This is a genomic window from Alphaproteobacteria bacterium (assembly GCA_018662925.1).
Lineage (GTDB): Bacteria > Pseudomonadota > Alphaproteobacteria > 16-39-46 > JABJFC01 > JABJFC01.
In genome coordinates this window covers 1-20,305 of the sequence record JABJFC010000011.1, presented here as the reverse complement: position 1 = coordinate 20,305, position 20,305 = coordinate 1, and the positions used below count along the sequence as shown (strand labels likewise).

25 protein-coding genes, 2 tRNA genes and 1 other RNA gene are annotated in these 20,305 nt (G+C 44.7%); 9 read left to right on the top strand and 19 right to left on the bottom strand.

Annotated features, from left to right (window positions below; all coding sequences use genetic code 11):
* Positions 1 to 37 precede the first annotated feature (37 nt).
* A complete protein-coding gene (locus HOL16_00590) occupies positions 38 to 1,126 on the bottom strand; it encodes an ATP-dependent 6-phosphofructokinase (protein MBT5389196.1) in 1,089 nt (362 codons plus the stop codon).
* A 115-nt stretch (positions 1,127 to 1,241) separates the two neighbouring features.
* Here HOL16_00590 and HOL16_00585 point away from each other — a divergent pair, with 115 nt between their 5' ends.
* Entirely contained in the window at positions 1,242 to 1,442 is a 201-nt protein-coding gene (locus HOL16_00585) for a DUF465 domain-containing protein (GenBank protein MBT5389195.1), read from the top strand.
* 177 nt (positions 1,443 to 1,619) lie between these two features.
* On the opposite strand, the gene raiA is transcribed toward HOL16_00585, so the two are convergent.
* The 12 genes from raiA to rpmH all read right to left on the bottom strand — a co-directional run bounded on the left by raiA (position 1,620) and on the right by rpmH (position 9,977).
* Positions 1,620 to 2,204 (bottom strand): ribosome-associated translation inhibitor RaiA, encoded by a 585-nt coding sequence (gene raiA, locus HOL16_00580; protein MBT5389194.1) that lies wholly within the window; start codon positions 2,202 to 2,204, stop codon positions 1,620 to 1,622.
* Between the two features lie 143 nt (positions 2,205 to 2,347).
* Positions 2,348 to 3,139 carry an LPS export ABC transporter ATP-binding protein gene (gene lptB, locus HOL16_00575; protein ID MBT5389193.1) on the bottom strand — a complete coding sequence of 264 codons (792 nt, stop codon included), beginning with the start codon at positions 3,137 to 3,139 and terminating at the stop codon, positions 2,348 to 2,350.
* A 45-nt stretch (positions 3,140 to 3,184) separates the two neighbouring features.
* Positions 3,185 to 4,024 carry a hypothetical protein gene (locus HOL16_00570; protein ID MBT5389192.1) on the bottom strand — a complete coding sequence of 280 codons (840 nt, stop codon included), beginning with the start codon at positions 4,022 to 4,024 and terminating at the stop codon, positions 3,185 to 3,187.
* On the bottom strand, positions 4,017 to 4,709 hold the full coding sequence (lptC, locus tag HOL16_00565; protein MBT5389191.1) for an LPS export ABC transporter periplasmic protein LptC: 693 nt from the start codon (positions 4,707 to 4,709) through the stop codon (positions 4,017 to 4,019). Before lptC ends, HOL16_00570 begins: the two co-directional genes overlap by 8 nt.
* Before the next feature lie 12 nt (positions 4,710 to 4,721).
* Entirely contained in the window at positions 4,722 to 5,717 is a 996-nt protein-coding gene (locus tag HOL16_00560) for a KpsF/GutQ family sugar-phosphate isomerase (protein ID MBT5389190.1), read from the bottom strand.
* Between the two features lie 17 nt (positions 5,718 to 5,734).
* Positions 5,735 to 6,349: a ribonuclease D gene (locus HOL16_00555; GenBank protein ID MBT5389189.1), complete on the bottom strand. Its 615-nt coding sequence runs from the start codon at positions 6,347 to 6,349 to the stop codon at positions 5,735 to 5,737.
* A 74-nt stretch (positions 6,350 to 6,423) separates the two neighbouring features.
* Positions 6,424 to 6,510: transfer RNA gene (locus HOL16_00550), tRNA-Leu, on the bottom strand.
* 273 nt (positions 6,511 to 6,783) lie between these two features.
* The gene (locus HOL16_00545; GenBank protein MBT5389188.1) at positions 6,784 to 7,422 is read right to left on the bottom strand and encodes a YihA family ribosome biogenesis GTP-binding protein; all 639 of its coding nucleotides are present in this window, start codon (positions 7,420 to 7,422) and stop codon (positions 6,784 to 6,786) included.
* Positions 7,419 to 9,182 carry a membrane protein insertase YidC gene (gene yidC, locus HOL16_00540; GenBank protein ID MBT5389187.1) on the bottom strand — a complete coding sequence of 588 codons (1,764 nt, stop codon included), beginning with the start codon at positions 9,180 to 9,182 and terminating at the stop codon, positions 7,419 to 7,421. The genes HOL16_00545 and yidC overlap by 4 nt, the downstream gene beginning before the upstream one ends.
* Complete coding sequence (gene yidD / locus HOL16_00535; GenBank protein MBT5389186.1) at positions 9,179 to 9,409, bottom strand: membrane protein insertion efficiency factor YidD; 231 nt, start codon at positions 9,407 to 9,409, stop codon at positions 9,179 to 9,181. Before yidD ends, yidC begins: the two co-directional genes overlap by 4 nt.
* Before the next feature lie 68 nt (positions 9,410 to 9,477).
* Positions 9,478 to 9,822 (bottom strand): ribonuclease P protein component, encoded by a 345-nt coding sequence (gene rnpA / locus HOL16_00530; protein MBT5389185.1) that lies wholly within the window; start codon positions 9,820 to 9,822, stop codon positions 9,478 to 9,480.
* A gap of 20 nt (positions 9,823 to 9,842) precedes the next feature.
* Complete coding sequence (gene rpmH, locus HOL16_00525; GenBank protein ID MBT5389184.1) at positions 9,843 to 9,977, bottom strand: 50S ribosomal protein L34; 135 nt, start codon at positions 9,975 to 9,977, stop codon at positions 9,843 to 9,845.
* A gap of 196 nt (positions 9,978 to 10,173) precedes the next feature.
* On the opposite strand from rpmH, the gene HOL16_00520 reads away from it, so the two are divergent.
* The 3 genes from HOL16_00520 to HOL16_00510 all read left to right on the top strand — a co-directional run bounded on the left by HOL16_00520 (position 10,174) and on the right by HOL16_00510 (position 11,292).
* Positions 10,174 to 10,247 (top strand) — tRNA-Gln (locus tag HOL16_00520).
* Between the two features lie 59 nt (positions 10,248 to 10,306).
* Complete coding sequence (locus HOL16_00515) at positions 10,307 to 10,774, top strand: RidA family protein (protein MBT5389183.1); 468 nt, start codon at positions 10,307 to 10,309, stop codon at positions 10,772 to 10,774.
* A gap of 95 nt (positions 10,775 to 10,869) precedes the next feature.
* Entirely contained in the window at positions 10,870 to 11,292 is a 423-nt protein-coding gene (locus HOL16_00510; GenBank protein ID MBT5389182.1) for a prepilin peptidase, read from the top strand.
* Between the two features lie 294 nt (positions 11,293 to 11,586).
* Here HOL16_00510 and ssrS read toward each other — a convergent pair.
* The 3 genes from ssrS to HOL16_00495 form a co-directional block, all read right to left on the bottom strand.
* Positions 11,587 to 11,741: non-coding RNA, 6S RNA (gene ssrS / locus HOL16_00505), on the bottom strand.
* Positions 11,742 to 11,858: 117 nt separating this feature from the next.
* Complete coding sequence (locus tag HOL16_00500; GenBank protein MBT5389181.1) at positions 11,859 to 12,608, bottom strand: hypothetical protein; 750 nt, start codon at positions 12,606 to 12,608, stop codon at positions 11,859 to 11,861.
* A gap of 150 nt (positions 12,609 to 12,758) precedes the next feature.
* Positions 12,759 to 13,679 (bottom strand): TerC family protein, encoded by a 921-nt coding sequence (locus HOL16_00495; protein MBT5389180.1) that lies wholly within the window; start codon positions 13,677 to 13,679, stop codon positions 12,759 to 12,761.
* 135 nt (positions 13,680 to 13,814) lie between these two features.
* Here HOL16_00495 and HOL16_00490 point away from each other — a divergent pair, with 135 nt between their 5' ends.
* Positions 13,815 to 14,231 (top strand): hypothetical protein, encoded by a 417-nt coding sequence (locus tag HOL16_00490; protein MBT5389179.1) that lies wholly within the window; start codon positions 13,815 to 13,817, stop codon positions 14,229 to 14,231.
* Here the strand turns inward: HOL16_00490 and HOL16_00485 are convergent.
* From HOL16_00485 to HOL16_00475, 3 genes are all read right to left on the bottom strand, one after another.
* Entirely contained in the window at positions 14,182 to 15,069 is an 888-nt protein-coding gene (locus HOL16_00485; protein ID MBT5389178.1) for a zinc ABC transporter solute-binding protein, read from the bottom strand. The genes HOL16_00490 and HOL16_00485 overlap by 50 nt on opposite strands.
* A gap of 75 nt (positions 15,070 to 15,144) precedes the next feature.
* Positions 15,145 to 16,020 carry a metal ABC transporter permease gene (locus HOL16_00480; GenBank protein MBT5389177.1) on the bottom strand — a complete coding sequence of 292 codons (876 nt, stop codon included), beginning with the start codon at positions 16,018 to 16,020 and terminating at the stop codon, positions 15,145 to 15,147.
* Positions 16,013 to 16,849 carry an ABC transporter ATP-binding protein gene (locus HOL16_00475; protein ID MBT5389176.1) on the bottom strand — a complete coding sequence of 279 codons (837 nt, stop codon included), beginning with the start codon at positions 16,847 to 16,849 and terminating at the stop codon, positions 16,013 to 16,015. Before HOL16_00475 ends, HOL16_00480 begins: the two co-directional genes overlap by 8 nt.
* Before the next feature lie 200 nt (positions 16,850 to 17,049).
* Here HOL16_00475 and HOL16_00470 point away from each other — a divergent pair, with 200 nt between their 5' ends.
* The 4 genes from HOL16_00470 to HOL16_00455 all read left to right on the top strand — a co-directional run.
* Positions 17,050 to 17,628, top strand: a complete 579-nt coding sequence (locus HOL16_00470) for a copper chaperone PCu(A)C (GenBank protein MBT5389175.1) — start codon at positions 17,050 to 17,052, stop codon at positions 17,626 to 17,628.
* An 80-nt stretch (positions 17,629 to 17,708) separates the two neighbouring features.
* On the top strand, positions 17,709 to 18,656 hold the full coding sequence (locus tag HOL16_00465; protein MBT5389174.1) for a hypothetical protein: 948 nt from the start codon (positions 17,709 to 17,711) through the stop codon (positions 18,654 to 18,656).
* Positions 18,657 to 18,857: 201 nt separating this feature from the next.
* The gene (locus HOL16_00460) at positions 18,858 to 19,850 is read left to right on the top strand and encodes a hypothetical protein (protein ID MBT5389173.1); all 993 of its coding nucleotides are present in this window, start codon (positions 18,858 to 18,860) and stop codon (positions 19,848 to 19,850) included.
* A 272-nt stretch (positions 19,851 to 20,122) separates the two neighbouring features.
* The coding region (locus HOL16_00455) for a hypothetical protein (GenBank protein ID MBT5389172.1) at positions 20,123 to 20,305 on the top strand (183 nt) is incomplete at its 3' end.

The following is a 20,305-nucleotide window of genomic DNA, read 5'->3' as shown; positions in this document are numbered from 1 at the left end:
TAGCACAGACCCTTTGTACAACGAGTATTCTATAAAATCAATTATTATCCCCAAAGGAAATGCCGAGGCCCTTTGCCGTATGTACCAAGGTTCCAGAAACATCGACTTCTTGATATTCATTAATGGCCTCTGTCACCGAGACATCCACAACTTCCCTGTTCTGCCAAGCCACCATTCTGTCAGATTTTCCAGCAGCGATTAGATCCACCGCATGGACACCAAAAGCAGACGCAATAAGACGGTCGCGGAAGTCTGGCTGACCACCTCGCTGTACGTGCCCTAAGACCGTTACGCGCGTTTCAACCCCCATCACCTCCTGAAGCCTCTCTCCAAGGTAGTGTCCAATCCCCCCATAGCGCTCTTGGCCGGAGGGATCCTTCATGACGACAGGCACTCCTGATTCAGTTTTAACCGCTTCAGCCACAACAACGAGGGAAAAATTTCGGCCTTCTTTGCGTAACTCACTAATCTTGTTAGCTAAATTTTTTATTTTATAGGGAATTTCTGGGATTAATATTATATCAGCCCCTCCCGCAATCCCTGCTGTCAGTGCTATATGGCCTGCATCTCTTCCCATCACCTCTAGAATCATGACCCTGTCGTGACTGGCAGCGGTAGGCTGTAGCCTATCTAAGGCCTCAGTCGCCACCTCCACAGCCGTTGAAAAACCTACTGAATTTTCCGTTAATCCCAAATCATTATCGATGGTTTTTGGAATAGCAACAAAGGGTAATTTCCCCTGAGTTGCAATTTTGTGAAGGATACGCTGACTACCATCACCCCCAATTCCAATAAGGGCATCAAGTTCCAATTCTCTAAAACCTGCAATAATTTCTTCAGAACGATCCTTAAAACTGCCATCCGGCTGAGGGTATTTGAAAGGGTTCCCCTTGTTTGTAGTCCCCAGAATGGTCCCACCCATGCGCAATAAGGTATCCCCATGGCCGCCTAGCATACAATCAATCTCAACGAACTCTAAGGGCCGTTTTAAGAGCCCCATGGTACCATTCCTTATACCAAACACCTTCCAACCATACTTGCGGATAGCACGATAAGTCACGGCGCGTATGATCGCATTCAGTCCGGCACAGTCACCACCACTCGTTAAAATTGCAATTTTCTTCAACTTTCGTCTCCATTATGGTAAAATGACTTTGTAGGAATTTTATAAAATATTTTCTCACTGGGATAGGTACTTTTAGGTACAACGTTTTTTCAGCTTATGCAACAAGTGGTTACTTATGGACGAAAATCAAGAGCTCAAATATAGACTCGCTAGACTTCAAATGAAGCACCGGGATTTAAAAATAGCCATTGAGCGAGAAATGGTTACCCAACTGCCAAATCAAATATTGATACAGAGCTATAAAAAAGAAAAACTCATCCTGAAAGATCAGATCTCAAAGATAGAAAATGAGCTACTTCCTGATATAATTGCCTAAATTTTAGTGGTGAATTAAAGAGCACCTGAGGCTGCATAGTCTCAACACCCGCTGTTAACACCCTGCAATGCCCCACCTCTCGGATATTAGTCCTCACGTCAGCCATTCCTTGACGTCTCTAGCGGCTAACCCTCAAGCCCCAAGATGCCACATAACTCTTTGATCAAAAATAAGAACCTAAGCCATCAGTCTCGAAGGATTTGATTCCCCTTCAGGATCTATCCAACCAATGTTCCCATCGGTTCGACGGTAGATAATGTTATAGCCCCCATGGGCACTGTTTCGGAACATAAGAACTGGAACAGCCGCTAAATCAAACCGCATCACAGCCTCACTGACCGAAAGTGTTGGAATAACTGCTGTGAGCTCGGCTATAACGGCAGGTGCCGCCTCTGGAACATCTTCCACTTCAGCCGTCTCTAAAACATACTGAGCCGCCGTCACGCTTTCGTGTTCTTTATCCTTTTTGTGGTGATCTCGTAGCCGATTCTTATATTTCCGCAAACGGTGCTCTAATTTCTCTAAGGCCTTATCAAAGGCAACATAGGGTGTCTCCCCATCCGCGTGACCGCGCACATCCAGCCCTTTTCCCATATGGGTTGTAATGATGGCGCCCGTCAAATATCCCTCTTTGGAAATAATAACGTTCGCTTCAATTGTGTTATTAAAATACTTTGATATAACGCCTGTTAACGCCTCTTCGATATGCGTTTTTAATGCATCCCCAATATCAATTTGCTTTCCAGCAACCCTAATCTGCATGCTCACCTCCGCATTTTGAAGTTTCTCTACTATCTTCATGGTACCCCTCAAGGACAACCCAGGTCAACGTAAACACTCAGATTTCTTGAAAAAAAATTGTGAAAACCACTATAAAAGGATTGGGAAAACGCTTTTTTTCAGGCCTATAAACTGAACTTTTCGCCTAGATAAATTCGACGCACTTCATCATGATTAATAATTTCGTCAGGCGTTCCATCAGCCAAAATATGGCCCTCGTTCATGATATAGGCGCGCTCCACAATTCCCAGTGTTTCACGCACATTATGATCGGTAATTAGGACGCCAATTCCCTTGTCTTTCAAGTGGTAAATAAGATTCTGAATGTCTTTAATGGCAATTGGGTCGATCCCAGCCAACGGCTCATCCAATAGGATATATTGGGGATGAGCTGCTAAAGCACGGGCAATTTCCACACGACGCCGTTCCCCACCTGATAGGCTCAACGCATTTGCGTGCCTCAAATGAGTCAAAGAAAACTCCGCCAGCAGATCTTCTAACTGACTTTCACGAGCGTCAGGATTCTTTTCCGAAAGCTCTAATACTGCTTTAATATTCTTTTCAACCGATAACCCTCTGAAAATAGAAGCTTCTTGAGGCAAATATCCAATACCAAGCCGTGCACGTCGATACATGGGAACCTTGGTAATATCATGTCCATCGAAGAATATATTGCCAAAATCGGGGCGAACAAGGCCAGAAATCATGTAAAAACAAGTGGTTTTACCCGCACCATTCGGTCCTAAGAGACCAACAATTTCCCCTTGAGAAACATAGAATGTTGCCTCACGCACCACCGGTCTGCCCTTGTAGGCCTTGCCTAAGTTAACGCCCGCGAGCTTTCCCTTTAGGCCTTGTACTGCCGTAGGAAAGTCATATGTCCCGCTGGGGGGTTTTTGAAAAGCCGAAACACTCATACAAACCTCATTATATAAACTAGTACTCTTTCATCCCTAAAAAGTTCACGATGCCCTTTTAGAGTATAAAAGCACCTGAACTCTACTGTCATTCGATCTGGTTCCCACATTTTGGGCCTTAGTGTTTACAACCCGACTTACGCCTGTTTTAGAGTCAAACGATCCATGTTCACCCCTCAACTGACGACTCCCCTCGGTTACTCTAACAGATCCAGACAAGATTGTCTCTTCTGTTGTCGTGTCGTAATATGCCTCATTTCCTTGGGCAATTTGCCCAGAGTTGTTTAGGATCGCACCACCTTTTGCAACCGCATGGCTAAACACAAGCTCATTTTGCTCGTTCTCATGAAAATAAGCCGTTACGAGCGGGGCCCTTAATACTTGGTCTTCCTTTTTAACAATTGCATCCCCTCGGGCGATAATCTGATTCGTAGAAAGCATATATTCTAAGGAATCCTTTGCCAGCACCGTTCCTTGGCCTGAAACAGCCTTTAATCCATGTCCCTTTAAGACAATTGATCCTTTGTCCAAGTTATATTCGCCGTCTTCGCCAAAACCTTTTCCCGTAGGAGTCACAATTCTTACATGCCCTTTTGCCACAACTTTCCATATTTCCTTTTCGCCTTCATCCCCACCATGTGACGTTTTCTTGGGGCGAAAGTAAGCAGTAAGAATATCTCCATATACCATTTGATCGCCTTTTTGAACAAAGGCATTACCACTTCCGATTGCCAAACTATTGTCTTGATCATAGGTAACTTCATCTGCCTCAATATGAACAGGTTGCGCCCCCCTGCTTTGGATAGGAAGCCCAGTTGCAACAACGTTCTCCACAAAAAACAAACCAAACCAAGCCACGGAAAAAATTGTGATTTTTTTAGACATGCTTTCCTCCTGAAGTGCTGGAATGTATCTTTTGGGGCATTTGAGTTTCAGGGCTTGGAGAATTATATATGGTCAAATGAGGGCGACCTTTGAAACGGATCTTCGCCCCAATCATTTCAAAACCTTCTTTTGCATATATCTTACCGTAACCACCATACCCCCACACAGGATCAACACCTTGCGCCGTTTTATTTGCTATATTCGCGTCAACAGCCGTCGTTTCAAAAACATATCCATCGTGGTTCAAGATAACATTTCCCTTCAGCGTGAGCTCACGATCCTGACTATGGAAAACACCTTCATTTGCTTTCAAAGTCATAAAGGTCCCATCTTCTAAAGTGAGACTCCCATATGGATGATTTAAACGCACACGATCTTCTGTTTCATTCAAGGCGCTTACAGCCTTGATTTCATACGGTCGGTTCTTTTCATCTACGCCCTCATAGTGAGGATTCATAACGAGTTTTTTTTCAATTTCTTCCTTCAACTCGGACGTCGAATTCCGAAGATCCTGAGGCTCGTAGGAAACCCGTGACAAATAGGGCCAAAATAACAGAATCCCTAAAAGCACAAAAACAACAGCTACAATCCCCTTCTTAAGAAGGCTGATATTTTGTCGAATGTCCAATGCCTTGGTCGGACTATGTCGCGATTGTTTTCGGATAAAAGTTCTCGTATTAGACATAATTTCTACTTCCTACACCAGACCCGAACGAAGACAATCATGCACATGGATCAAACCTTCTGGCTTTCCGCTATCATCCACCACAAATAAGCTTGTAATCGACCTTTCGCTCATCCTTTGCGTGGCCTCCAACGCAAGGATATCCGACGTAATTGTCTTAGGATTCTTAGTCATAATCTTTGTCACAGGCTGCTTTATGAGTTGTGGTTCCATATGACGACGCAAGTCACCATCGGTTATGAGCCCCAATAACTTTCCAGCGCTGTCAATAACCCCCACGCAGCCAAAACTTTTCTCGGTCATAACAAGAAGAGCATCATCCATGAGGGCTTTTTCTCCTACCAAAGGCAATGTTTCCTTCCCATGCATCAAATCTTTCACCCGAAGCAACCGACGTCCCAAATTACCCCCAGGATGCAAAATTCTATAGTCCTCTGCCGCAAACCCTCTCCGTTGGAGCAACGTAATTGCCAACCCATCTCCCAGCACCATCATCATGGTTGCAGATGTTGTTGGAGTCAAACCATTGGGGCAGGCCTCTGGGACTTCCGGCAGCACCAAAGCAATCTTTGCTGCCTTAGCGAGTGTACTTTGCGCCTTAGAGGTAATCGCAATCAAAGGAATGGAAAAACGACAGCTATACGCCAGTATGCTCCGCAACTCATCGGTTTCACCAGAATTTGAAAGAGCAATAAGTACATCATGCTTGGTCAACATGCCCAAATCACCGTGGCTTGCTTCTCCGGGATGTACAAAGAAAGCCGGGAGCCCCGTGGATGCCAGCGTCGCCGCCAACTTACGCCCCACATGTCCGCTCTTTCCCATCCCCGTGACAACGACGCGTCCTTGGTGGGACGGGATACTGGCCAAAAGATCAATGACATCAATAAAAGGCTGGCCCAGACTTTTGCTGAGAGCCTGAATGCCTTTAACTTCTTGTTCTAAAACCCAACGAGCCGTTGAAAGCTCATCAGAATCTATCAAAAAATCCTTAACTGCTTGCGCCATATACCAGCGATCCTATCCTAATGGTCGAAAATATAGTTATCAGTCCAATCTAAAAGATCTAATTCAGCCCGCGTGGGTAAAAAGTCAAAACACTTTTGTGCCAACTCCATACGATCCTCACGCTTTAAAACATCGTCCAGATGAGCCTTAAGTTCATGAAGATATAATACATCTGTCGCGGCATATTTAAGTTGATCTTCATTCAACGTAGTCGCCCCCCAATCAGAGGATTGCTCTTGCTTGGAAATCTCTATCTTCAAAATGGAACGACATAATTCCTTTAACCCGTGCCGATTAACAAAGGGCCGCGCCAACTTGGAGGCAATCTTAGTGCAATATACTGGCTTACACATGACGCCAAGGTACTGTTTCATAAGGGCAACATCAAATCTAGCAAAATGGAATAGCTTTACCACTGTCTCATCGGCCAAAAGAGCCTTCAAATTTGGCGCATCATAATTCCCATCGGGCATCATGTGTACCAGATGGCAAACACCATCCCCTGAAGATAATTGAATAAGACACAGGCGATCTCGGCTCGGCTTTAACCCCATAGCTTCTGTATCAATGGCAACAACTTTTCCCAAATCAAGACCATCGGGGAGATCATTTTTATAATACTTTATTTTCATTGGCAAAAAGTCCTAATTACAGAGTATCAAAAGGGTAAGGTACGCCTAATACAAAAGCGACGTCTAGCTTAAAGTGGTGCCCAGGAGAAGACTCGAACTTCCACGAGCATAAGCCCACTAGACCCTGAACCTAGCGCGTCTACCAATTCCGCCACCTGGGCTCCCCCTCTCGTTAGCTTACCAACCCATCTCCTGTCAATGTTCTTGTTATTTTATCCATAAGAATCAACGAATATGGATAGTCATCGAATCGATACACATAAATGCTTGAACAAAAAACCAAACGCAAAATCTGTAAAATCTAAAGACTGCTTTTCGAAAATCGAAGAGTCACTTTTCGATTTTCAGAAAGAAAGTTTCGGTTGGAAAATTGAGTAGGATCAATCCCTAAATCCAGCCAACAACCACAACAGGAAAATTCTACCCTAAGGATCTCAATCAACCAACTTAGCAATCTCTGCCCGGAGATCTTCTAAGCCCATGTTTTTGTGTACGCTGGTGGAAATGATACTTGGATGGGAGGCCGGATTGGTTTTGAGTTCAGTGAGGATAGCTTTTTCCAGCTCTTTAAGAGACTGTTGGGTCTGCTTATCACACTTGGTCAAAATGATCTGATAGGAGACTGCCTGCTTGTCCAAATCGGCCATAAATTCCCGATCTGTGGATTTGAGTCCATGGCGACCATCAATAAGGATATAAACGCGCCTCAAAACACTGCGCCCCCGAAGATATTTCCCCATCAGATCAGTCCAGCTCTTGATTTCCTTTTTGGACGCCTTGGCATAACCATAGCCTGGCAAATCCACCAGATAAAATGTTTTGGCCAACTCAAAAAAGTTTAACTGCTGTGTCCGGCCAGGAGTCCGAGACGTTCGTGCCAAAGATTTTCTAAACGTCAACGCATTAATAAGGCTGGATTTTCCCACATTCGAGCGACCCGCAAAAACAATCTCTGGATATTTTTCCGGCGGTAATCCTTCCAAACTAGCCACGCCCAGGACAAAGCTGCATTCCTGAGTAAAAAGCTTTCGACCCTTTTCAATATCTTCAGGATCAAAATCCGAATCACTCACTTGGAAGAAGTCTCTTTACGCATAATCAGCCACTGCTGCGTAATAGACAGTAGATTGTTCCACGTCCAATAGATCACCAAGCCCGATGGGAAACGCGCCATCAAAAATGTGAAGATAATGGGCATAAGCATCATGACTTTGGCTTGAGCCGCATCAGCTGGCTGAGGACTAAGCCTTTGTTGCAAGAACATGCTGCCCCCCATCAAAAGAGGCCATATGCCAATCATCAAGAACTCAGGAGGCATCCATGGAATCAGCCCAAACAGATTGAAAATACTCGTCGGATCCGGTGCCGACAAATCATGAATCCAACCGTAAAAGGGAGCATGGCGCATCTCGAGGGAGATGAACAAAACCTTATATAAAGCAAAGAACACAGGAATTTGAATGATCATGGGCAAACACCCAGCCATGGGGTTCACCTTTTGCTTTTTATAAAGCGCCATGGTCTCTTGATTCAGGCGCATCTTGTCATCCCCAAATCGCTGCTTTAGCTTTTCAATCTGGGGCGCCAACATTTTCATGCGACTCATGGCCCGATAAGATTTGTTGGCCAACGGGAAGAACAATAACTTGATCAATACCGTTAGCAGCAAAATACTCAGACCAAAGTTCCCCAATAACTGGTTGAAATAGTTTAAAGCGTAGAATATGGGCTTGGTAAGAAAGTAAAACCATCCAAAATCCACCGCCAAATCAAAGCTTGGAACGCCAAGAGTTTTTTCATAAGCATCCAACAGCTCTACGACTTTGGCACCCGCAAAGAGATTTCCTGTTACGGTGATGGCCTTTCCAGGCTCAACGGTCTGCATCCCGCCTAAGAAATCAATCTGATAGCGGTTCTCAGTGCCTTGGCTCATATCCCGAAACCGTGTCGTCACTGGCGACGCTTGATCAGGAATCAAAGAGGATAGCCAGTATTTATCTGTGAATCCAACCCAACCACCGGTCGTTGTTTTTTCCACCGACTTTTCATCTTTCAAATCGCTGTAAGAATGCTCTTTCAGAGACCCATCTAATACTCCAAGGGGGCCCTCATACAGGATGAAGAAATCGGAAACGGGCGGATTTCCGCCCCGGAAAATAAGCCCGTAGGGATAAAGCTGCACCGACTTATTTCCTGTATTGGTAACCCTTTGAATAACTGTAAACATATACTGGTCATCCACAGAGAGAATGCGTTCAAAGCTGAGTCCCTTACCATTATCCCATTTAAATATTACAGGAGAATCTTGAGTTAGCGCCCCCCCCTCTACTTTCCAAAGAGTGTCTTCCTTTGGCAACTCTATATCCTTTGCCCCCGCTACCCAGCCAAATTCTGCATAGTAGGGATCCTTGCTTCCCCGAGGAGAGAATAAGACAATTTCAGCACTCTTAGGGTCCGTAGTTTCATGATATTTGGCCAACGTCAGATCATCGATCCGCACGCCCTTAGCAGTCAAAGACCCATGAAGCTTTGGGGTTTCAATAGGAATCCGTGCCTCATGGCGTAGGGCATCCTCTCGCGATACAAGCAAATCCGGTGTCGTAGAAGGATCGGATGCACCCTTTGGTTGCGGAATGCTGGACGCCTCATCAGATGGGGCACTTACGCCCGCTGCGGGAACAACTCCAGAAGCCGCTTTTTGGCTCTGGGCCGCGTCTAGTGCAGCTGTTTGTTCTTGCTCTGCAGGCGTGGGCTTATCAAAATAGTATTGGTATCCCGCTAAGACAGCGACACATAAGACAAAGGCTAATATAAGATTACGTTGGTCACTCATGAATGTGAAAACTTTCGTGTTTTGTGAACAGGAACTGGATCAAAACCGGAACTTCCCCAAGGATGGCACTTTCCAAGGCGCTTGAGAGTCAAAACAAAGCCACGTCTTACACCGTAGAGCTTGATAGCTTCGCGGCAATATTCAGAACAGGTGGGAAGAAAGCGACAACGTGCCATGGTAAGGGGCGAAATAAACAAGGCATATATTCTAACAAGCAAAAGGCACATCACTACGAAAACAGAGGACAATCCAGCCTTCGCCTTCCTGACTAGTTTGAAACGTCTCTTTGGTGCCTTTAAGTTTGCCACGATTGCGTCCTCTTCAACAAATGTACCAAATCATTTTCCAATTGGGAAAATGCCCTTACCAAAGTGCCCGAGCGGGCAATTAGGACATAATCTCGACTTCCTTTAGCATTTTGTGGAAAAATCTTATCCACTAAAGCCCTTAGACGGCGCTTGGCCCGATTTCTTTGTACAGAAATGCCAACTTTTTTACTGGCGGTAAATCCCACACGTAGGGAATTTCCATCCTTTCTTTCTAGTACTTGCAAAACGAGGCCTGGAGCCGCACTACGTATACCTTTGTCTCGCACCACTAAAAACTCTGATCTTTTTTTAAGTTTCAAAATCTTATTCACATGCAAGTCTATAGGGGCCCCTAAGCAGAGAGACGCTTACGACCTTTTGCCCTTCTACGAGCCAATACTTGCCGCCCAGCAGCCGTTTGCATCCTTGATCGGAATCCGTGCCGGCGCTTACGAACGAGTCGACTTGGTTGATATGTTTGGCTCATGCAAACTGCTCCATCCTTCATTAACGAAAATAATGGAGGATATATAGGATGGAATGCTCCTAAAAGTCAACATGCATGTGAGTACTTCTGCATAATAATTCCCTGCCCCCTCTTATAGAAAATGAAACAAGAGCCTTGCAAGTGTTGACCTTTCCCAAAAACTTAACTACCTTTCCATCCCGTAACCAATGCATATTGGGGGATAGTTTAGCGGTAGAACTCTCGGCTCTGGACCGGGCAACTCTGGTTCGAATCCAGGTCCCCCAGCCACTTTGGGTGGATGATCAGGACCATATGAAATAGCCTCAAAAAGTATGACGGAGGGAATTATGTCAGGGAAAATAGAAGCGCACCTAAAAAAGCTTAATCTTGAATTACCAACGCCAGCCAAACCTGCTGCAAATTATGTTCCGTTCGTGACGTATAACGGCCTCGTTTACGTATCCGGACAACTTCCTCTGTGGAAAGGAAAGCCTAAAATTACTGGAAAAGTCGGCAAAGATCTCAAGATCGATGAGGCCCAGGAAGCAGCTGGATTGTGCCTCTTAAATGTCTTAGCCCAACTAAAGATCGCTTGCCAGGGAGACTTAGACAAAATCACCAAGTGCATCCGCTTGACAGGATATGTCAATGCAACAGATGATTTCTCTGATCATCCTCAAGTTATCAATGGAGCTTCAGACATTCTCAAAGAACTTTTTGGTGACATTGGCGCCCACAGCCGAGCAGCCATCGGCGTAAGTTCCCTCCCCTTTAATGTGCCTGTGGAAATTGATGGCATTTTTGCCCTTTCATAGGACCGGCTTTCTCACCTATAAAGCCGCTTAATAGCACTCCCCACTCCAAAATGGAGAATAACACCCTTTCGCAACTCTCCTGGGAGCTCTCCTTTTTGCACGGAGGAATCCTTATTTGCCTTGCCTTTCTCCTTATGATGATCGCACACACCGATTGGAAAAAGTTTATCATTCCCAACAGATTCCTAGGTTATCTTCTCGGATTAGGGATTTTCTGGCAGTTTTTCTCTTCTGCCCCCTGGAATGAATCTCTCTCAGGGGCTTTGCTTTCTGGAATAGTAGCTTTAGCCTTAAAATATACATTAGGAGTCCTGCTAAAAAGGGAAGCTTTGGGCTGGGGCGACGTGAAACTGATGGCCATTGGCGGCCTCTGGGTTGGCCTAAGTGCTTTGCCACTATTCTGGATCACAGGAGGACTATTGGGTATTCTCGCGGCAATACCGGGGTGGCGGAATAAGAAAGAATATTTTCCCCTGGGCCCTGCCCTATGTGGAGCCATTGCGGTTTGTTTGTTGTGAGTAACTTGAGGAAATCCTTGCCACGTAACGGCCTCACTGGATTCCGAGCTCATAAGAAATTCTATCGCTTGCCATTGGCTTGCTAAGAATTCCTAATGGCCGGAAAGACGGTTGTGCCGATGGCAAGTACGGCTTGCTATGAATTCCGGAGAAATCGTCATCTCGGAACCTACGAATTCTAGACGAGCTGGCGTCTTAAACCAGTGAGTCTCAGAATGAGTTGGTATCTCGAAATCCAGGAAATATATGGGACCACTACAATCTCGTCGTAGCAAAGCGAAGACGGATGAAGGCTTAGATGCCGTAAAGGCCGTTGGCTAGAGTATCCTAATGCGGCCTGTATGTACAGGTGGGAGCCATATACAAAAACCACGGTCTTTGAAGGGATAGCCCCCTAAGGATGAATCAGCCCCAGGGAATTTACAGCCTCGCGCACCCCACAGCATCTAATCTCTCTTATATTATGGTAATATAATTCTGTAAACTGCAAGTTTTATCTACCTGCTATAACCTAACGCGTCCCAATGATCATCCTTTATAAAAAGGAATAAAGGCCTGGACGACTATTACCATCCAGCTTCGTCATCGCCCTCTCCAACATCATCATCACCGTCTTGGTCCTGATCATCCCCGTCATCATCCTCGTCCTGGGCATCGTCTTCATCATCCTGGTCCTGGGAATCCTCGTCACCTTCCTGATCATCTTCAGTGTCCTGGGCATCATCTCCCTGATCTTCAGCGGGCTCTCCCTCACCAACTTGATCATCACCGGCCTCTCCCTGATCATCGCCTTCCTCACCATCTCCATCATCCTGGTCTTGATCATCTTCCTCGCCTTCTCCCTTACAAGTATTGGAGGTTTCTGTGATCTTAAAGGCTTCATCACAAAGCTCTTTGTTTTCGTAATAGCTTCCTTCACCATCTTCGCAGGCACACTGACTATCCATATGTGCCAAAAGAGTATTATTATCCCGTTCCTCAGAGCTCAAACATCCTGCAAAAGTTGAGCATCCGCCACCAGATCCAGTGCCACCGCGCCCTCCTTCAAGAGCCTCTCGTACCGGGGCTGGCGCTCTTTTCTCAATGAAATCACGCACCGGCGCAGGCGCTTTTTGCATCATATTACGCCCAGCCTCCATCGCTTTCCCGCCCATCTCTTTAATTTTATCAAGAAATCCGGCAACTTGCAGATGGTCACTTTGGTAGTCCGATGTGTAAATCGTATCACCCGCACCTTGGCTCTGCCCAAAAGCAACAGGCTGAATCAAAACAACAAAAACAAATAGAACGAAAATAAAACTTGTGATCGACTTCATCGGAACTCCCCTTTAAAAACCCGGCTGATATAAAAACTCTGCCTATTTTCTTTATACTTCCCACTGTAGATTTATTATTATTCTCACCCTACATAGTATTATCATCTATCGGAAACAAAAAAAATTCAACTATAAAATAAATAAAGCCAACTACTTTGCATGACTTTCATGGCGATAAGAAGCAATGATCGCAATAACGATCGCCACCAAAATGAGGGACAGAGAAAGCCAGGTGGAAATGGGATACACATCCATAAGTAGCATCTTTGTCCCCACTAGCCCCAAAATAAAGGAAAGAGCATGTCGAAGGTAGTAAAACTTCTTTACAACCCCTGCTAACAAAAAGTACATCGACCGCAATCCTAACACGGCCAAAGCATTAGAAGTATAAACAATGAAAGGATCCCGCGTGATGGCAAAAATTGCTGGAATAGAATCCACGGCAAAAATAAGATCCGTCCCCTCGATCGTTAGCAGTACCAAGAAGAGAGGGGTTGCCAATATCTTACCTTTGGATCGCACAAAGAATTTCTCTTGGTGATATGTCTTCGTCATGGGCAAGAAAGACTTAACTTTTTGGAGTAAAATATTTTCTGACAAATGAGGCTCTTCATGACGATGCCAAAAGAACTTCAAGGCCGTCAAAACGAGAAAAATGCCAAAGAGGTAAAAGCTCCAGTGAATTTGCTCTATGAAAACGATCCCAACTGAAATCAGGAGAGCTCTCATAGTCAAAGCACCTATCACTCCCCAAAAAAGGACACGATGCTGAAACTGACAGGGCGTTTTGAAAAAGCTAAAAACAACAACGAAAATAAAAATATTATCGATGCTTAAGGATTCTTCAATTAAATAACCCGTAAAAAAGTCCAGCGCAGGCTGGGGGCCCCGCCAGAAATAGATTAAGATATTAAAGCCAATGGCGCAAAGAACCCAAAAAAGAGTCCAACATCCCGCCTCTTTCATCTCCACTTCTCGGGAAACTTTCCTAAAAACACCCAAATCTACGGCGAGAATAAGAGCTATAACGACATTGAAAACAATCCATGGCCAAAGAGGAATTGTATCCATAAGTTCCCTTCGTATCCTTTATTTTCTACAGTCCCAACCCTAACACAGTTTGTGCCACCTATCATGATTTTTATATACACTCCATGAATATACTTGTTGTGCCAAGGAAACGAATGAAGATAGGATCACGCTGAAATGACTAAAATTTTTATTGTTCACAATTTAGATCAGTGCCAATGGGTATTTAAAGCACTTGAAAACACAGACCGACAGAATATCTTCGGGCTCACACCACCATTTGGCGCCGCCTCTATGGGTGTGGGATACTTTGTATCCCTGGTAAAAGAGTGTCAGAAAACATTTTCTACGCTCCCTCCTATGATCTTGGACTGTGGAGACAAATCAGGCCATGTTCTCTCAGCCCTCCGATGTGACCTTAAACACGTCCTGTTCACGGGATCACAATCCGCCCACAAAAAACTCCAAGAAATTGCCTCACAAAATCGAGCAACTCTGTACGATGATTCAATTTTGGAAGGCCATGCCTTAGACCTATCTCACTTTAGTGTCTGTGACCGGGACCAGAAGTTTGAAGAATGGTTGTCTTGCTAGACGGCCCAGTTGAAGCCTTCATGGCCTGAAGAAACTGATTCACATTATGCTTCATCATTTTCAAATAAGTCCCTGCAGCCTCAGTTGGTTCAGATAAAGCATCTGAGTAAACGATCCCCCCAATCGTAGAGTCAGCTTCACTCGCAATTTGCTCCATAAGCTTAGGGCTGGAAATATTCTCTAGAAAAATGACCTTGATACCATAACGACGGGCCTTTTGAATAAGATTCACTAGATCTTGAGCCGAGGGTTCAAATTCTGTACTCATGCCAAGGGGCGCCAAAAACTCAACATCATAGTCCTCTCCAAAATAACCGAATCCATCATGAAGAGTCACGATCTTACGTTTTTCCGTTGGGATATTTGAAATGGCTGTCCGAATCCATTGATCCAAGTCTTCCAGTTTATTCAAATAAGCCTTTTTTCTAGATTCGTAGTAATCTGCATGGATCGGATCCTTTTGAGCAAGCGCCTGCGCAATATTGTGAATGTATTGTTTCACGTTGGAAATGCTATGCCAAGCATGGGGATCAAGTATTTCTTTCTCCTGGATAGGATCATACCGGCGTCTAACGCCTTTAGCCCCCACAATCACCGTGCCTTTATATCCCGAAGCTTCTATCAGGCGATTCATCCACCCTTCAAACCCAAGACCATTTGTAAAGACTAAGTCTGCATTGGCAAGTGCCTTAGCATCCCGGATTGATGGCTCATACACATGTGCATCTCCATTGGGCCCTACGATACTATCAACATGAACATGCTCTCCCCCAACAGCCTTTAGCAAGTCACCAAGCACACTAAACGTTGCTACTGCTTTAAGAGGAACTTGCTCCATTGCCATCCCCTCGGACGAGAGCAGCCCACAGAACAACACTAAGCTGAGAAAAAAACGCATCATTTTCAAAAAATTCTAACTTATTTTCGGGGAGGCAGGCCGCTTTCCAGCTCTAAGTGTCCGCAAACTCCCCTGAGTTCCAACCAATAAAGACAATATGTATAAAACACCTGCTACTAAAATGATAGAGGGTCCAGAGGGATACCCTGCATGGACAGAAATCAAAAGCCCCAAATAGCCCGAGCTCGAAGCAAACAGAAAGGACACCAGAATCATGCTCCAAACCCGTTTTGCCCAGAATTTAGCCCCAATGGCCGGCAACATCATAAGCCCCAGGGCCATAAGAGTCCCCAATGTCTGAAAAGCGGCAACGAGATTAGCAACCACCAGCATTAAAAAGATAATATGATAGTATCCTCCCGCCCCAGAAACCGATTTGAAATAATTTGGATCCACACACTCCAGAATCAAAGGTCGATAGATGGTCGCTAAAACAATGAGAGTAAGGGTTGCCACCCCCGCGACCAGCAGCAATGCATCCACGTTTACGGCCAATATGGTCCCAAATAGGATATGCAACAAATCCACATTGCTCCCCTTCATGGAAACCAGCGTCACACCCAAAGCCAAAGAAATAAGGAAAAAGCCAGCGAAACTGGCATCCTCACGTAATTGAGTCACCCGAGAAACAACGCCTGCCAACAGCGCCACCACAAGTCCCATTATAAACCCACCAAGACTCATAACCGTAAGGGACAAGCCCGAAATGAAAAAACCAATGGCCACGCCGGGGAGAATGGAATGGGAAAGAGCATCCCCCAAGAGACTCATACGCCTCAGGACTAAAAAGACTCCCACTGGGCCCGCCCCAAGGGCAAGAGCCATACAGGCCACCATGGCACGCTTTAGGAACAAGTGCTCTATGAAGGGTGCAAAGAAAAAATCATACATAGCTATCAGCCTCATGAAAACACACTGGAATATGGGCCTTGTCTTTTTCTGTTAGAACAGTATCCGTTTCCCCCCAAGACACAACTTTGCGGGACAAAAGAAGCGTATAGGGAAAATGCTTTCTCACCATGGCCAAATCGTGCATTACCACAATGATCGTTCGGCCTTGTTTGTGCCACTCCAGAACCAGTGCCATAAGATCCTTGACGGTCTTTTCATCAATTCCCGTAAAGGGCTCGTCTAATAGGATCAGTGCCGCATCCTGCAAAATAAGGCGCGCAAATAAGATCCGTTGGAATTGACCGCCCGAAAGAGCGTCCAAAGACCTATTTTCACTGCCCTTCATGCCAACTGTATGCAAGGCATCTGCAATGCGCTGTCTTGACCCAGGCGTAATGGCATCAAATCCTTTCGTTTGGACCCACAAACCCGTTGAAACGAGTTCTTCCACTGTGATGGGAAATGTACGATCCACTTGGGACGATTGAGGCAAATAAGCAATGTGGGATTTTTTTCTACTTGGGGTTTCGGAAGTGCATTTGATGGAAAAACTGCCCTTTTGAGGACGCACGAAGCTGGATAGAACTTTTACAAGAGTGCTTTTTCCACTGCCATTGGGACCAATAATAGCCGTCAAACTCCCACTCGGGAACGTCCCTGTCACACTCTGGAGTGCCACAACAGCCCCATAGGACACCTGTATATCCTTCAAGGAAATCTGAGGCGCCAAGGATATGTACTGTTCTTGCTTCTCTGGCATTACACAGCCCAAAACACACAGGCCCACAACAAGACTATGGGGATAAGAACTACGCCTATTCGCTGCCATATACCTTGCAAAAATGGACCTTGAGAGAATGGAGCACTCATTATACAAACCTCAGAAAATCAAATCCCCTGATCACAAACAAGTGACCATAAACAGTTGATCATAAATAAGAGCTTCTCACGCATAATTGTCAAGATTTTTCAATAAACAATGATCTTGCTCTCAACCCACTTCCTAAATTTTGCCTCTTACTTTTTCAAATGCAAGTTGGTAAAAAAGGAGCCAATAAAGAGCTATCCCATGAGTCAAAGAGGTGTTCCATGTGTAAAAAAATTCAGTTGTCCATATTGTTTTGTCTTATCGTCTGCGTTTCCCATACGCCTACTTTTCTCTGTGCCAAAATGCTTTTGCCACAATCTACGAATTTTAAAAATATCCATATCAGCGGCCCTTTCTCAAGAGCGACCACTGGCAAAAACGGCGCTATCTTCATGGATTTAAAGAATGCTGGGAGCTCCAATGATAAACTCGTGGGCGTGGCCTGTCCCTTAGCCCGTAGTGTAGAGCTTCATAATACGGTCAAAGAAGGCAAAGTCATGAAAATGCGTACCGTAGAATCCATTGACTTGCCTATTAAAACCAGTGCTTCCCTTGCCCCAGGAGGCAAACACATCATGCTCATGGGCCTCTATAATCCGTTAAAGGAAGGCGAAAATCTCACCCTCACCCTCTTTTTTGAAAGAGCCGGCCAGATCACCCTGGAAATTCCCATTGCCCAAGCCGGTGCCAAAAGCGCTCCTCTCCAACTTCCAGAGACTAAGGATGTGAAGAAAACCTAAAAAAAAACCACTTTTTATTGCCTCTTTGCTATAATCAAAACAGGCACTAAAAAAGTATCTCTTTAAGGGGGAGAGGATTCATGGGGTGCAAATCTGTTTTATCTATTGCGTTAGTTGCAGGGGTCCTATTCGTGGCAGCCCATGTTGCAGAGGCGAAAGATATCGACGATCTTATTGATAATAGCGATACAGCTATTGAAAAATTAGATGCTATTCTATGGATCGACCCAGATGCTCCCTTTGATGGAAAGGGGACATCCGAAAGCCCTGTATCTTTGGAACAAGCAAAGAAACTCCTCAAATCCGGAAATTACACGGGGGCGTATGTTTTTGGAGCCAACAAGGAACTTCGCAAAAAAGTGGCCGGATTTTTCTCAAGCAAAATAAAGGGGGAGGTTCTTAGAAACGATAAAACGGTCCATATATACGGGACTGGTCGCTCGATTGAAGCTTTCGCCTCACCTGAAGCAGTAGCTGCAACTTTGGAGAAGCCAAAAAAGCATAAGGCTCACAAAAAAGATCTAAAAGTAAGCGAACCGGAAACGACTAAAAGGGATGTATCCAAATCAGTTGTGGTACAGGCACAAACTCCAGTACCGACTGTCGTATACAGGGACTTTCCGGATGATGGATTTCTAAGATGGGGGGAACTGGCAGGCCGACAACTCGAGCAAGCTAAAAAAAAGGAAATTGCTTTTTTTCAAAATCCGAGTGATATAACCCACTGGGAGGCGCAGAAAGCCTTGAAAAACGTGAAGGGTCTGGTTGTAAAGAAAGACAATATTGATAGAACTGCTTTTCCATATGTCCACATGTTCAAAGCAGATACCATTTACCGTCGCGACCTCGCAAATTATTTCCAAGATAGCTCTGACGACGCAAAACAGTATCTTATCAAAAAGGTCCGAGATCACGTAAAGGAGGTCAGGCAAAGACAATTGCAAAACCTCGCACGCCCTGAAGATATGGATTGGACAGATGATGAGCTAGATGACTTTGAAGATGCCCTCCTGCATCCACAGGGATGAGAGTGGGATGAGAGTGGCATAAAACCCAAGCCATAAAATTTAAGGGGGCATGTTTTAAATTGATTTCCATACTGGAGTTGCTGGTCTTTTCCTATTTCCGAATACTCTCCAAACATAGAAATTAAAAAATTCCCCTTTTGTTATTTTTTTGTTACCATAGAAGAAGATAATAAGAATAGTTGCTTTATAGGGAGAAGATTCATGGGGTACAAATCTGTTTTATCTATTGCTTTGGTTGCTGGGCTCTTGTCCACAACGGCTCATTTTGCGTTGGCTAAAAATAGCGATACTGTCATTGAGAAATTAGATTCGGTGCTGTTCGTTGATCCAACTAAGGATTTTGGTGGATCAGGTACCCACAAAGACCCTGCATCAATGGAAGAAGCAAAAGCTTTGCTCGAAACAGACGAATATACCGAAGCTTATATTATAGACGGAACACAAGAAGAGCGGGACGACTTATCCCAATATTTCTCTAAAAAATCCGGTGGACAAGTTTTAGACAACTCCAGAGCTGTCAAGGTTATTGGAGCTGGCGCCATTCTTAAACCTGGTATTTCACCAGAAGCGGTGGCTCATGTCCTTAAGTCTGCTAAAACACATAAACCCCATGGACAGAAGCGTCGAGACCAATCGACGAAAGTGGCTGAGAAGGCACGTAAAATAGACTATGATGGCCTGGTTCAGCGGAATGTAGCGAGAGCACTGTGGAATCAACAAAATTATAGACTAACCCAGCCTGCTGCTCAGCATCACAGGGGGATAGCCCGCCTCCCCAGTACAAAACAGCAATTTGACCAAGCGTCAAATTATTTTGCCCGTTTTTTGTCCGAAGGAGGAGCTGGAAACCCTCAAGAGGGTGCTCTTTCTAAAGCTCACAGGTTCATAAACGATCAGTATGGCCAACAAAAAGATCAGGTACATCCTTCATTAGCTGCCCTTAAACAAGATCATGGAAATAACAATGGTACAAACGCACATTGGGACAACAAACTGTACCAAGCAAATTTGTTGGGTCGTAACTTGATTTGGGCGACGGAAAAAGTCAACAAAACTGGAACTGAAGCAGAGAAACAAAAAGTCAAGAATCTGCGACAAAAGCATATCCAAACCCTGGAAGATCTTAAGACAGCCGACCCGCAGTTTGCAGGTGACTACCAAGACATGCAGGATGAACTTAATGCTGTTCACTGATAATTTTCAGGGCCATCCTTCTTAATGTAGGAAAATTATAGGAGCTCAAAGTTCAATAACCATGGAGCTCAAAGTTTAATTACCATATTGGCATACTAACGACCATATTGGTTTGTTTCCATTCAGTCGCAAGTGAACTTCATGCTCTCTATATCGCCTCTATTTTTACTTTAAAACAAGCGCTAAATAGAGAAAAATTTGTTATTTTATATAATTATCTGTTACCATGAAGAGAGGTGATAAAGAATAGTTGCTTTATAGGGAGAAGATTCATGGGGTACAAATCTGTTTTATCTATTGCTTTGGTTGCTGGGCTCTTGTCCACAACGGCTCATCTTGCGTTGGCTAAAAATAGCGATACTGTCATTGAGAAATTAGATTCGGTGCTGTTCGTTGATCCAACTAAGGATTTTGGTGGATCAGGTACCCACAAAGACCCTGCATCAATGGAAGAA

Excerpts from the sequence above, each read along its gene's own strand:
- lptB (MBT5389193.1), bottom strand. The coding sequence starts at position 3,139 with ATGAGTGTTTCGGCTTTTCAAAAACCCCCCAGCGGGACATATGACTTT.
- HOL16_00465 (MBT5389174.1), top strand. The coding sequence starts at position 17,709 with ATGGGGTGCAAATCTGTTTTATCTATTGCGTTAGTTGCAGGGGTCCTA.
- rpmH (MBT5389184.1), bottom strand. The coding sequence starts at position 9,977 with ATGAGCCAAACATATCAACCAAGTCGACTCGTTCGTAAGCGCCGGCAC.
- HOL16_00460 (MBT5389173.1), top strand. The coding sequence starts at position 18,858 with ATGGGGTACAAATCTGTTTTATCTATTGCTTTGGTTGCTGGGCTCTTG.
- HOL16_00475 (MBT5389176.1), bottom strand. The coding sequence starts at position 16,849 with ATGGCAGCGAATAGGCGTAGTTCTTATCCCCATAGTCTTGTTGTGGGC.
- HOL16_00515 (MBT5389183.1), top strand. The coding sequence starts at position 10,307 with ATGTCAGGGAAAATAGAAGCGCACCTAAAAAAGCTTAATCTTGAATTA.
- HOL16_00585 (MBT5389195.1), top strand. The coding sequence starts at position 1,242 with ATGGACGAAAATCAAGAGCTCAAATATAGACTCGCTAGACTTCAAATG.
- HOL16_00490 (MBT5389179.1), top strand. The coding sequence starts at position 13,815 with ATGACTAAAATTTTTATTGTTCACAATTTAGATCAGTGCCAATGGGTA.
- HOL16_00495 (MBT5389180.1), bottom strand. The coding sequence starts at position 13,679 with ATGGATACAATTCCTCTTTGGCCATGGATTGTTTTCAATGTCGTTATA.
- HOL16_00570 (MBT5389192.1), bottom strand. The coding sequence starts at position 4,024 with ATGTCTAAAAAAATCACAATTTTTTCCGTGGCTTGGTTTGGTTTGTTT.
- yidD (MBT5389186.1), bottom strand. The coding sequence starts at position 9,409 with ATGTGCCTTTTGCTTGTTAGAATATATGCCTTGTTTATTTCGCCCCTT.
- HOL16_00470 (MBT5389175.1), top strand. The coding sequence starts at position 17,050 with ATGCAAGTTGGTAAAAAAGGAGCCAATAAAGAGCTATCCCATGAGTCA.
- lptC (MBT5389191.1), bottom strand. The coding sequence starts at position 4,709 with ATGTCTAATACGAGAACTTTTATCCGAAAACAATCGCGACATAGTCCG.
- HOL16_00560 (MBT5389190.1), bottom strand. The coding sequence starts at position 5,717 with ATGGCGCAAGCAGTTAAGGATTTTTTGATAGATTCTGATGAGCTTTCA.
- HOL16_00555 (MBT5389189.1), bottom strand. The coding sequence starts at position 6,349 with ATGAAAATAAAGTATTATAAAAATGATCTCCCCGATGGTCTTGATTTG.
- HOL16_00480 (MBT5389177.1), bottom strand. The coding sequence starts at position 16,020 with ATGTATGATTTTTTCTTTGCACCCTTCATAGAGCACTTGTTCCTAAAG.
- yidC (MBT5389187.1), bottom strand. The coding sequence starts at position 9,182 with ATGAGTGACCAACGTAATCTTATATTAGCCTTTGTCTTATGTGTCGCT.
- raiA (MBT5389194.1), bottom strand. The coding sequence starts at position 2,204 with ATGCAGATTAGGGTTGCTGGAAAGCAAATTGATATTGGGGATGCATTA.
- HOL16_00485 (MBT5389178.1), bottom strand. The coding sequence starts at position 15,069 with ATGGAGCAAGTTCCTCTTAAAGCAGTAGCAACGTTTAGTGTGCTTGGT.
- HOL16_00500 (MBT5389181.1), bottom strand. The coding sequence starts at position 12,608 with ATGAAGTCGATCACAAGTTTTATTTTCGTTCTATTTGTTTTTGTTGTT.